This is a genomic window from Allobosea sp. (assembly GCF_017308015.1).
GTDB lineage: Bacteria > Pseudomonadota > Alphaproteobacteria > Rhizobiales > Beijerinckiaceae > Allobosea.
In genome coordinates, this window is the sequence record NZ_JAFKFW010000009.1 from 99,688 (window position 1) to 110,988 (window position 11,301).

12 protein-coding genes, 1 tRNA gene and 2 pseudogenes are annotated in these 11,301 nt (G+C 62.3%); 10 read left to right on the plus strand and 5 right to left on the minus strand.

The annotated features are described in order from the left end of the window. The first annotated feature begins 394 nt into the window (after positions 1-394). The 4 genes from J0I42_RS10085 to J0I42_RS10100 all read left to right on the plus strand — a co-directional run bounded on the left by J0I42_RS10085 (position 395) and on the right by J0I42_RS10100 (position 2,577). Positions 395-571 (plus strand): hypothetical protein, encoded by a 177-nt coding sequence (locus tag J0I42_RS10085; protein WP_291654692.1) that lies wholly within the window; start codon positions 395-397, stop codon positions 569-571. Further along, entirely contained in the window at positions 568-780 is a 213-nt protein-coding gene (locus J0I42_RS10090; RefSeq protein ID WP_291654693.1) for a hypothetical protein, read from the plus strand. Before J0I42_RS10085 ends, J0I42_RS10090 begins: the two co-directional genes overlap by 4 nt. Before the next feature lie 638 nt (positions 781-1,418). Beyond that, complete coding sequence (locus J0I42_RS10095) at positions 1,419-1,979, plus strand: PRC-barrel domain-containing protein (protein ID WP_291654694.1); 561 nt, start codon at positions 1,419-1,421, stop codon at positions 1,977-1,979. A gap of 280 nt (positions 1,980-2,259) precedes the next feature. Continuing rightward, positions 2,260-2,577: a DUF1236 domain-containing protein gene (locus tag J0I42_RS10100; RefSeq protein ID WP_291654695.1), complete on the plus strand. Its 318-nt coding sequence runs from the start codon at positions 2,260-2,262 to the stop codon at positions 2,575-2,577. 59 nt (positions 2,578-2,636) lie between these two features. Here the strand turns inward: J0I42_RS10100 and J0I42_RS10105 are convergent, their stop codons facing one another. From J0I42_RS10105 to J0I42_RS10115, 3 genes are all read right to left on the minus strand, one after another. Beyond that, complete coding sequence (locus tag J0I42_RS10105) at positions 2,637-2,966, minus strand: hypothetical protein (protein ID WP_291654696.1); 330 nt, start codon at positions 2,964-2,966, stop codon at positions 2,637-2,639. A 798-nt stretch (positions 2,967-3,764) separates the two neighbouring features. Next, the gene (locus J0I42_RS10110) at positions 3,765-4,025 is read right to left on the minus strand and encodes a hypothetical protein (protein WP_291654697.1); all 261 of its coding nucleotides are present in this window, start codon (positions 4,023-4,025) and stop codon (positions 3,765-3,767) included. Between the two features lie 78 nt (positions 4,026-4,103). After that, entirely contained in the window at positions 4,104-4,397 is a 294-nt protein-coding gene (locus J0I42_RS10115; RefSeq protein ID WP_291654750.1) for a hypothetical protein, read from the minus strand. On the opposite strand from J0I42_RS10115, the pseudogene J0I42_RS10120 reads away from it, so the two are divergent. Both J0I42_RS10120 and J0I42_RS10125 read left to right on the plus strand, forming a co-directional pair. Then, positions 4,323-5,054, plus strand: a pseudogene (locus J0I42_RS10120) (UvrD-helicase domain-containing protein); the annotation flags it as partial. The gene J0I42_RS10115 and the pseudogene J0I42_RS10120 sit on opposite strands and share 75 nt — an antisense overlap. Next, positions 5,054-5,487 (plus strand): annotated as a pseudogene (locus tag J0I42_RS10125) (Mu transposase domain-containing protein); the annotation flags it as partial. The pseudogenes J0I42_RS10120 and J0I42_RS10125, both read left to right, overlap by 1 nt. A 334-nt stretch (positions 5,488-5,821) precedes the next feature. Here the strand turns inward: J0I42_RS10125 and J0I42_RS10130 are convergent. Both J0I42_RS10130 and J0I42_RS10135 read right to left on the minus strand, forming a co-directional pair. Continuing rightward, a complete protein-coding gene (locus J0I42_RS10130) occupies positions 5,822-7,744 on the minus strand; it encodes a site-specific integrase (RefSeq protein ID WP_291654698.1) in 1,923 nt (640 codons plus the stop codon). A gap of 118 nt (positions 7,745-7,862) precedes the next feature. Beyond that, positions 7,863-7,938: transfer RNA gene (locus tag J0I42_RS10135), tRNA-Glu, on the minus strand. 322 nt (positions 7,939-8,260) lie between these two features. Between J0I42_RS10135 and J0I42_RS10140 the strand changes: the two genes are divergently transcribed. From J0I42_RS10140 to J0I42_RS10155, 4 genes are all read left to right on the plus strand, one after another. Continuing rightward, positions 8,261-9,142 (plus strand): ComF family protein, encoded by an 882-nt coding sequence (locus J0I42_RS10140; RefSeq protein WP_291654699.1) that lies wholly within the window; start codon positions 8,261-8,263, stop codon positions 9,140-9,142. Between the two features lie 29 nt (positions 9,143-9,171). Beyond that, positions 9,172-9,429 carry a glutaredoxin 3 gene (grxC, locus tag J0I42_RS10145; RefSeq protein ID WP_291654700.1) on the plus strand — a complete coding sequence of 86 codons (258 nt, stop codon included), beginning with the start codon at positions 9,172-9,174 and terminating at the stop codon, positions 9,427-9,429. 54 nt (positions 9,430-9,483) lie between these two features. Further along, complete coding sequence (locus tag J0I42_RS10150) at positions 9,484-9,960, plus strand: DUF1178 family protein (protein ID WP_291654748.1); 477 nt, start codon at positions 9,484-9,486, stop codon at positions 9,958-9,960. A gap of 313 nt (positions 9,961-10,273) precedes the next feature. Continuing rightward, complete coding sequence (locus J0I42_RS10155; protein WP_291654701.1) at positions 10,274-11,194, plus strand: cell wall hydrolase; 921 nt, start codon at positions 10,274-10,276, stop codon at positions 11,192-11,194. Positions 11,195-11,301: the final 107 nt, after the last annotated feature.

Here is an 11,301-nt window from a genome sequence, read left to right on the forward strand (position 1 = left end):
ATAACGCAGACGATGTGGAACGCGTCGGGGTCGAAAGCCTCAATCGCTGCCAGCCGTTCCGGCCGCTTAGCAGGAGCGCAGTTCACAACGTGACGCAGAATCCGCCGTAGGCATAGCTTGGCACCCGCTGCTCGCTCCAATTTCGCCACTCGCTCGCTCAGTCTTTATGGTGCTCCCAAGATTGCTGGCTGATAGCCGGCGGGCCAATTGATGCGGATGATGGATTCGCGTGCTGAGATGCGACCTCCAGCGAAGGCACGGAGGCATGCGGCTTCATTCTCCTCGGCTGTCGCGTAGAGGATCAAGCAGCGCAAAGGAACACGCGCGCGCAGCGCGGCCTCCAAGCGATTATCAAGCGCGTTCGCGAGATCGAAGCCTCGGCGAGGGCACCAGCATGAGCCCGATCAGGATCAAACACCGCCAGGACAGGGCCAAGCCCGCCCGCCGCACCTACAGCGTCAACCCGGTCACCCTCCCGACCTATTCGTTCTATCGCCACCTGCCGGTTGTTTGCGTAGATGGGGAACCGGTCATTGGCTGCCGCGTCATCCCGCTGGATCCGCGCCGATGAGCTTGACCGATCGGCCGACGGCCGATCTGTTCGGCCCGCTGGGCATACTGGACCACGATGACGGCCCATTCGGAGATGGCATTGCCCTGTCCGGGGTCGAGCGTCACGAGGTTCTTTCCATCCTCCTCAACGACGCCCAGCGCCTTACCGACCACGCCCTGTCTATCGACAGCATGCGCCGCCGGCTGGGGGCCCTCGGGAATTGCTAATCGGGGTGGCCAATGCGCTCGACGGAGACCCCGACCTTGAAATGGCGCCCGATCAGGAGGCCGCAGTGCGAGGACGAGGGAAGTCCCCACGACAATGGCTTGGCGGGTGCCGATCGCGCTGCCGAGCAAGGGTTCCTCTGCGGCGGCGTTTCTGCGAGGACGATTCCAAGAAGGTGACCGACATCACCGATGCCATTGCCGGCGGCGACCGCGCGACGATGCGCTAGGGCTTCGAACACTGGTCGATCCGAGAGAGGATTCGGTTGAACCGTTGTCACCCGGCTTGCTGGTCCTCGCGCTCAACCGGCTTTGGGTCGCCTTGGCTGAAGGCAGGGCGATGATGCCGGATGAGACGTGCGTTGCGCTCGATCTGTCGCCGGGCGGGGTGTGCTCCAAAGGCGCAACGCAAGCGAGACGCGACGGAGCGCGCTTAGCTCACCATATGATGACAAATTGAGAAGGCTTCAAAGCCTCCCGAGGAATCTGCATTCGCAAGCCTCGCCACATGCTTGGGAACTGATATCGAGGCGATACGTTTCATATATCTTCCTCGCCCGACAGAATGGTGAGCGTGACGCCAGGGTCGCCCTCGTCACGAATTTGGCTGCGTTAGCCTCCAAGGTAGCCGGAGTATTACCATGCCTCACCGCTACAAAATTGGCGACCGTGTCGGCTTGGCCTTTGGCTTTCATGATCAAGACGCCATAGGCCTCTACGAGGTGACAGCTTTACTGCCGACGCGCCCGGACGGGGAGCCGCAATATCGCGTCAAAGGTAGTGACGATCGAGAGCGCGTCATCGGAGAGAAACAAATCGGAGCTCCGAAGAAGTCAGAGCCTGAGACGCGCACTCACAGGCCGCATAATCCAATCACAAGGGAACTGGATCGGCTCCGGGAGGCGACACCTCCGGAGAACCGACCACTATCGCGCGGCGATTTGCCAACTGACAAGTTGTATGGGGCCCCCGTCTATGACGCATCGAACAAAAAAATCGGGGCGGTCGTTCAAATTCATGGTGTCCGTGAGACACTCGAGGTCATAATCGATATAGGCGGGTTTCTCGGAATCGGTGCCCGTTCAATCGCCCTTCGTTCCGATGAAATCAGCTTCAGCAGGGCTGATGATGGGTCCATTCGCGCGGTCACCAGGCTGGATGAGATCCAGTTGAAAGAACGGGCGACGCATATGGAGACCTGAGACTTCTGGAGTTAGCCTGCGTCTCAGCTTGTTTTCAAAAAGAGGCCCGATCGGATTGCGAGTTCACCGATCGGGCCGGCCCGTTTGAGCGACGAGAAGGCGGAGCCAAGCCTCGGGGCTTAGATGGACTCTAATACAAAAATTGTTCCAGAGAATTTCATGAACCTTTTCAACGTTATATACTGAAGGGTAGTACGTGATTTGAGGAGCTTGGAACCGATGAGTTCGTGGCCGAGTTGGAAGCCCATCGCACAACCTGTGCGCAACCGGAGGAACCAACATGAAACGGACGATTCTTGGAATGGTCGCGGCGTCTGCGCTGGTCGCCAGTTCCGCTGCTTTCGCTCAGAGCACCACCATCACCATCAGCCAGCCCGAGCGGACCAAGATCAAGGAATATGTGGTCAAGGAGAAGATGAAGCCCGTCATGCTCAAGGAGAAGGTCACGGTTGGCGCGACCCTCCCGGCCGACGTCCAAATCCATACTGCTCCCGCAGATTGGGGCACGAGCGTCAGCAAGTACAGCTACGTCTACACTGACAACCACGTCGTGCTGGTGGAGCCTTCCAGCCGGAAGATTGTTCAGATCATTGAATGATAGAGACGATCAGAGCCGGGAGTCCGTCCGGCTCTGATTCACGACCGGGCGAACACTATCTATTCAGCCGCAGCGCTTACCGCCGCCAGATCGCCGCTGCTACCGCCGCCTCGGGCTTTCTCCTCGACAAATTTCAGCCGTACAGCCGCGGTGTTCGGCAGTTGTCGCTCCTCAAGCCAAGCGAAGAACTCAGCAGTTCGGATCGTCACGATTTGCAGCGCCCGTCCGCGCGCGAGCCAGGTGGTCATCACTTCCACGGCGTTGGCATGCCAGTCCTCATAATTGCTCGGCATGTCATCTTTATCGTGGGCGAGTTCCCATATGCGCTGAAATTCCGCGCGCTCGTACCACGGCAGAACTGCCGTGTACGTCTCGATGGTCGGTTTCACTGTCTTGGCCGATCGTTCGCGTGCGACGCGAAAAGTGAGGGCTTGCGTCAGCAGATGGCTGACTTCGAAATCAGAGTGAATGCGCTCCAGCCCCGCACGTCAATCCGCCGCTTACTTATAAACCACCGTTTGAGCCTGCGAATCTGTCTTGAGGGGGCGGGCCGTATTTCAACGCGCTCGCCGTCGAGCAAGCAGAAATGCCGAGAGCGAGGAACGCAACCAGCTTCGGAGCGGTTTCAGCCTATCGTCGGCGCGCGCGGCATTTGCGTCGACTGTGCCAGCTGAACGATAATGCTCCTCTGCCTCGGCTGTCAGCTGAACCTGGCTTCCGACCCGCCGCGCCATCCGCTGGGCAGCCTCCACGACATCCGTAATATCGGTTGAGCGAGCGTACTCGGCGCCCGTCACATCCCGGAAGCACCACTCCGTATCGATGCGGCACACCGTCAAGATTTGAACCATTGTCGTTCCTGAGCGAGACGGCTTTGAACGCCATAAGGAAGCCGAGGTTACCGCGCAGTTATGAATGCAGGAAGCAGGCCGTCGATGGCAGAAACGACTCTCGCTTCCTCATCTGCAGTGGCAGGCAGTTGTGAGAGGCGTAGCTTCCAGTTGTCAAATACCCATTTCTTGAGCTTCGTATCATCCGCCAAACTCAATTCGTTCGGTGATATCGTCGGGGCGGCGGCTTTTTCGTTGAGATGTCTTGCGCAAGAAGCTCGCTTAACTCTTTCCGCTGCGTCATAACCCTACCGGATGAGAAGACGCGCTCTCCTCCCTCATCGCGCCTCTGGGGAGCTACCGCTTGTAGTCGGGGGACAGGCCCTCGTTGGGCTTCTTGCCCTCCGCCTCGGTCTCTTTCCCGTATTCGAGGTTCTGCTGGGAATTTGCGCCGCCCTGAGCCTCTGGGCGGCTTGCGTCAGGCTTTCGCTCTCGTTGTGTTTCCGGCGAGTCCGGCTTGGCGCCGAATCCTTCCCGCGTTGGCGGATGGATGGATTGAGCGACCACGCTTCCAACCATGAGCATTGAGGCCGCGATTGCCAGGGCAAGGTGTTTCATCTGCTGCTCCGTTGATCTGGAGCAAACGCAGGCCCTGGAGGTGGGGTTCCTCCGGCCTGAATCTGGTGGAGGTAGCATCTATTCCGAGCCCGTGCCGCTGGAGACGTCGTCGCTGGTTTTCTGCCTGCTCCGGCTAGCGGCCGTCGTTACGGCGAGCGATTGTTCGTAGAGCTTCACCGCGGCGTTGGTCGCCTCGAGCTCGCGCTGCTCTTCGTCACCCTTGTCGACGCCGGCGAGATAGATCGCGCGGTCCAGGGACGCGTTCAATTCGTCTTCATTGCGGATCACGAAACGGGCCAGATCGCGCGGAAGGTGCTTGGCGACGGTGAGGGTGTCCTGGCCGATGCCCTGACTTGGGCCGGCACCTTCCATGGCATCGGCGCGCGATTGTTGCGCGACTATGCCGAACAGCTAGGCCTCGATCCCGTTTTCACGATCCATGATCGCGAGGACTCGGCCGACCAGATGAACTTGGTTCGGCATGATCTCGGCTTCTCCAAGATAGAGGCGCGGTTTCCGACGAAAGGCACTTGCCTTGCGATCTGTTCGCGCTGCGTGAACGCCGAGCTGCCGATCGAAGAGGTTTTTCGTCTGTCCCACCCATGGTGTGCCGCCTGGGCGGCCGAGCTGAAAGAGCTCTTTGCGGCCTACGTCGAGGCCCAAGCAGAGCCAGAACGTCCTCGATTACGACGACCTGCTGTTCTGCTGGACGCAGGCCGTGACCGATCCCGATATTGCCGCGGACATTGGCGGTCGTTTCGACCACGTCATGGTCGACGAGTACCAGGACACCAACCGTCTCCAGTCCCGGATCTTGCTTGCCCTCAAGCCTGATGGCCGCGGTCTGACGGTCGTGGGGGACGATGCCCAATCGATCTATTCGTTCCGCGCAGCCACGGTTCGAAATATCCTCGATTTTCCCGACAGCGTTCGTGCCGCCGGCCGAAATCATCACACTCGATCAGAACTACCGCTCGACGCGCCTTTCTCTCTGCGGCGGACGCCGTGATCGACCTTGCAGCCGAGCGCTGAACAGCTGGCGGGCGGACTGCTGTATCACACACGCCAAGGCGACGCGGCATCCAGAATTCGGGATCGAACCGTCTGGGACGTCTATCAGGATGAGAAGCTCTCCCTGAGGCAGTTGCCAACCGTCGCCTTCGACGGCTTCCATGCGCTGCCGGCAGCGGTCTCCAAGACCCTGCTCGTGCGCTTCGACTACAATAAATACTCGGTCGAGGCTCGCGCGGAGGACCGGCCGGTGGAGATATGCGCCTATGCCGGTCGGATCGTCATCCGGCAGGAGCGCGAGATTGTGGGCGGACACCTGCGCCGCTTCGGGCGCAACAGCATCGTCTACGATCCCTGGCACTATGTTCCTGTGCTGCAACGAAAGCCCGGCGCGTTAAGGAACGGCGCCGCCTTCACGCAGACGGTGCTGCCACCCGCCGATGCCCGCGTTGCCTGACGCCTGCCGCTTCGCGTGGGACACGATATGCCATTGAGCGCTTCAACCCCCTGACAGACGATGATCCGAAGGAGCTCGAGGCCCATTTGGATACTCGGCCTATGGCTTCAACGCCGCCTGGCGCCGTTCGGTCGCCAACGAGATCTACTTCTTCTGGCCCAAGACCGACGACGTCGATCGCCTGATCCAAATCATCGAGGTCATCATCCACCGCCGTTTCACGCGGTCCGATGAGCACCAATGTGAACTGGCTGTCTCGCGGCCAAGGCCTTAAGAAAGAAAAGCCCGTCTGATCCGCGTAGGCGCTCAGATTCTGGCCGATACAAAACTATCGGCGCTGCCGCGGAGCAGCCGCAGAGACTATGGCACGGAGATGCTTCTCGATCTTCGGGCCATAGTCCAGCGCCTGGACTGCAGAGTTGAGCGTTGGCAGATCGAAGCCCGATCCATAGCCGCTGGTCGTGTCGGAAACATCGTGGCCGAGCACCTCCTGCATGACTGCGTAGAGCGGCTTGGCCTGGTTGCGGAACTGATCGGTGACGCGATGACGAAAGCTGTGAAAGGTCTTGTTTTCTTCCACGGGTACAAACTTTCGCGCGTAGCGTCCCCACCACTTGCTGAACCCGTGCGTGATCTTCCCGCGATAGGGAGTCAACAAGGGAAAGAGCCGAACCGCCCCGACCTTCCGTTGCGCAGCAACGTAAGTCAACAACCCAAGCTCGATCAGACGCTGGTGGACAGGGACCTTGCGCCGGGATGACTTGGTCTTCCGATGCGTCTCCTGGCCAGGCGTGTCGTCGATCGTCTCCATGTCGAAGTAGTGGATTCCGTCTTGGCTGCGGATATCGGCTGTCCTCAGCTGGCCGATCTCTTCCAATCGGGCTCCGCTGTACATCGAGATCAATGGCAGCCACTTCTGTGCCTCACCTCCGCCCGCTGAATATCGCTTCCCTTTCGCAAAGACGGCCGAAAGCAAGAGCTTCTCTAAATCTCGATCGGCATAGGGCTGACGCTCAATGATCTCGCCTTCCTTGAGCTTGAATTTTGTCCCAGCGCAGGGGTTAGATGGGATTTCATCGTGATTCAGCGCGACAGCGAGGATCGCGGAAATCGCACCAATTGCTTTGTCGTTGATCGTGCTCCGCGACAAGAGCTTCGCCCGTTTCTTCGCCGCCCATTCCTGGATGGCTTCGACATTGGCCTCCCGGAGGTCGGCCGGCACATTCCGCGGGAAGAGGCTCAACCCGTCGCGATAGGCAAGAACGTGCTTCTTCGTGATAGAGCGGGTCGACAGATTTCCGTTGATGGCGATGAAACGCTCGACATAGACGCCATATTCCTCTGCCGTCTTGTCGGCGGGCTTCTGCTGAACTTTCCAAGCCTTGTAGGCATCCCGCAACTTCGAACCTTCGTCTGGGTCGGGAAGCTTCAGAGGCGCGATCGGAACCGGTGTCTGGACGGGCTTGCCATCCAGTCGCGCGAGCACGTCCTGATGGGCTTCCATGCCTGACCTTAAGAGGGCAAGGACAAGCCGTCGGCGATCCGGATGCACGCGCGGGATGGTGACGCCGTTTTCGGCGAGAACGGCGTCGATCTCGTTCTCTCCGACAGCATCGTCGAGCATCTGCCTGATCGCGCGAGCGCTGGCCTCCGAATGCCCATCGGCGGTCAGCGAGGCGAGCCTCGGAACAAGAGACGAGCTGTCGTAGTCGAAGGCCTTCATGTCCTCCAAGCCGCGCGTTAGCGCTCCGAGTTCGCGCTCATGCGCTTCTCGCCGCGCCGCCCGGATGGCGCCCGGATCGGACTTCGACCAGCCAGCCTCCTCCAAGACGATCTCCGTCTGGTCGGCGAGCGTGTCGTCCCTCAACACCTCGTCATCATCGCGGCTCAGAATCTGCTGGTAGTACCGCTTCGCCATCGTCTCGATATCCGACGGGGACAGGCCAGTCACCGCGCGGGGCGTTTCGGGACGCTTCGATCGGACCTGCCGAAGGCGCGCGACCTCGATGATATCCTCGACTTGCGGATGAATGTCGAACCAGCGCTTGCGCGCGAGGGCGATGTCACGCGTGCCCAGCGCGATCTTGATCGTGGCGCGTCCGCCAACCGCACGTCGCTCGCCCGTCCATGGCAACGCGACCTCTCCCGCTGCAGCAGCCCGAAGCGCAGGCGGGATGTTGCGGAAATAGGTGAAACCGCCTTCGGCGCGTTCGACGAGGAATGGATTTCCGTTGGCGTTGATGCGGCCCATCCGGCACCTCCAGAGCGCCGGATTCTAACCAGGATTCTTACCAGAATTCCTACCAGCCGTCGCAACGAGGCCAAACCTCGCATAAAAACGCTGAAAATTCAAGGATTTCCGGCAAAAATGGCGCTCCCTAGGGGACTCGAACCCCTGTTTTCGCCGTGAGAGGGCGACGTCCTAGACCGCTAGACGAAGGGAGCAGCGCGGGCCGAGGGCGCCTATGTAGTCGGACAACCGCGCAGCCGCAACAGCTTTTTGCACTCCTCCCACATAAAGATGTCCGAGAGGCTCAAAAACCTCGGAAAGGCCGCCCAGTACCTTGATAAGCGCATGAAATCTCCCTTCTGGCGGATGTCCATGAGCGCTGGGGGCCCTGTCCCCCGCTTGCGGCACACGGCCTCGCTCGGAAAACAATCCCATCGCAACCATCTCCAGGTTGCCCTTCACGTTGCGAAGACCGATGCTCGCGCAATTCCGGCCGGCACGAGTTCGGCCGCTTGGGGGATCGGGCAGCGGCACACCATGGCGGAGTGGCGGATCGACATCCCGGAGGGCGAGGCCGCAACCGGATCCGGATGCGCCTCGCCTGCCGCCGGCACCACCGCGATCTCCCGATCGGCCGCGGCGCTCCTCCGAGAAGCCGCGACACGCACACGCCACTCCTTCCGAACCGGCCTGCGCGGATTGATCGGCATCGTCTATCCGCCAACCTGCATCGCCTGTCAGGCCGCAACCGGCGATGCACAGGCTCTGTGCCCGGCTTGCTGGCGTGGCATCGGCTTCATCGAGCGCCCCTATTGCGAAAGGCTGGGCACGCCCTTCCCCGTGGATCTCGGCGCCGGCCTGCTCTCGCCGGCCGCGATCGCCGATCCACCGGTCTTCGCCCGCGCGCGCGCCGTCTGCCGCTTCGATGGCACGGCGCGCGAACTCGTCCATCGCCTGAAATATGGCGACCGTGTCGAGCTGTCGCTGACGCTCGGCCGGATGATGGCGCAGGCCGGACGCGAACTCGCCGCCGATGCCGACCTTGTCCTGCCCGTGCCGCTGCATCGGACCCGCCTCTGGCGCCGGCGTTTCAACCAGGCCGCCGCCCTGGCGCGGGTCGTTTCCCGCGAAACCGGCCTGCCGCTCGCGACGACGCTCCTGACGCGGATCAGGCGCACCCGCCAGCAGGTCGGGCTGACGCGCACCCAGCGCGCCGATAATTTGCAAGGCGCCTTTCATGTGTCGACGGCGATGCGCGGACTGGTCGAGGGCCGGCGCATCCTGCTGGTCGACGACGTGCTGACCACGGGCGCAACGGTCAACGCCGCCTCGCGCGCCCTGCTCCGGGCCGGCGCCAGCGCCGTCGACGTGCTGACCTTCGCGCGGGTCGTGACGGATGGCCGGGAAGTCACTACATGAGGGGCATCGCAACCTAGAGACGCCTCCTCATGCCGCCGGTCACGATCTACACCACCTCCTGGTGCCCTTACTGCAAGGCCGCCAAGGCCCTGCTGACGCGCAAGGGCGCGGCCTTCACCGAGATCGATGTCGACGGCAAGCCGGAGTTGCGCCAGACCATGACCGCCCGCGCCGGCGGACGCACCTCGGTGCCGCAGATCTTCATCGGCGAGCAGCATGTCGGCGGCTCGGACGACATCCACGCGCTCGACGCCCGCGGCGAACTCGACAAGCTCCTCGCCGCATGACGCTCTCGGCAGACCCGATTGCTTTGGCGGCTCCATGCCACCATCTATGACGACATGATCCGCTACGCCCTCATCTGCGACAACGCCCACCAATTCGAGAGCTGGTTCGCCTCCTCGGCCGGCTTCGAGGATCAGGTCAAGCGCGGCTTCGTCACCTGTCCTGTCTGCAACAGTGCAAAGGTCGAGCGCGCGATCATGGCACCCAATGTCGCCCGCAGCGATCTCGGCCCGAAGGCGCCGCAGCCGGCGCCGGAAGCGTCCGCCCCCGCGGCAGCGGCGCCTGCACCGGTCGCGCTGATGAGCGAGAAGGAGAAGGCGTTCCGCGAGATGGTGACCGCACTGCACCGCCATGTCAGCGAGAATGCCGAGCATGTCGGTAAACGCTTCGCGGACGAGGCGCTGAAGATCCATCACGGCGAGGCTGAAGAGCGCGCGATCTATGGTGAGGCGACGCCGGACGATGCGCAGATGCTGCACGAGGAGGGCGTCGATTTCCTGCCGCTGCCGCGCCTGCCGGGCTCCGGGAACTGACACGCGCCCTCGCCGGTTCTGATCACGAAACCGCGCTTGCATCGACTTTTGCCGGTGCCGACATGACGGTCTTGATAGCTTTTGCGAGGTCGCCCGGACGAAAATTTTCGGCGCGGCGTCTTAGCCTTTTCCGTTTTGGAACAAGGCGCTATCAGCCCGGCATCTCCCTCAGGGAGGCGCAGATAAGTCGCCTATGCGCCCTGCCCTCTTCCGTCCCGGATTAACTTTCTGTTAAGGAATTCGCGGTTCCTTGCCGGCAATCCCGGTTTGCCGCCTTCGGCGATCATGGGTCCGGAACTCTGGAGGTTGCCGCATGAAGCGGACCGCGATCGCTGCGCATGGTCTTTTCTCCGGTGAGAAATCCCGGCATGGCAGCAAGGCGATCCCGCTACTGATTGCGCTGGCAGCCCCGGCGCTCGGCGCCTGCAGCCTGTCTCCGGTCGAGACGGCCGCGACCTCCGCCGCCGCCGCTCCCGCCGTGAAGGAGCCCGCCAAGGCCCGCCGGCACGCGGTCGCGCTGGCCAAGGCCGATCCGCGCGAGAAGGAATGCCTCGTCCGCGCGATGTATTTTGAATCGAATCGCTCGAGCGAATCGGGCTTGCTCGGCGTCGGCACGGTCGTGATGAACCGGGTCGAATCGGCGAAATATCCCGAGACGATCTGCGGCGTCGTCGGCGCTCCCCGCCAGTTCGCCGCCGGCGTGCTGACCCGTCCGATGACGGACAACGTCTTGCCGAAGGTCGAAGCCATCGCGGAGGACATCCTCAATGGCCGCCGCAACGACGCGGTCGGCGCGGCCAAGCATTTCCACATGGCCGGCCTGCGCTTCGGCTACAAGAACATGCATTACGTAACAGTAGCCGGCGGCAACGCCTTCTACGTGAAGGGCGAGCGTCCGGAGCGCCGCCGCATCGAGGAGCCGGCGATCCAGCTCGCCTCGGCTTCCACCACCATCCCGCTCACGACGGCGTCCTCGTCGGCAACAACGGCGACCTCCTTCGCCTCGGCCCCGCTCGCCTTCGCGCCCGAGGCGCCTGCGCCGAAATTACCCGCGCTCGAGAGCCCGATCGCCACGCTGATCAAGAACGCGCCGCTGCCGCCCGGCCGCCCGCTCGATCTCGACCTGCCGAAGGCTTCCGCCCGCGCCTTCGTGGCGCCGCCCAGGGACGACCGCCGCGTGGCGCTGCTGTCGACGGCGGATATCCGCGGCAGCCTCTCCTCGCGTTCGCGCTGAGGGCCTCCGAGGCCACGGAATCAGTCAACGCGCTTCGTCCCAAGATGCAGCCTGAGCGGGGGGCCAGCCCAAAAGGACCTTCGTCAGCCTAACGTCGCACGGGACAT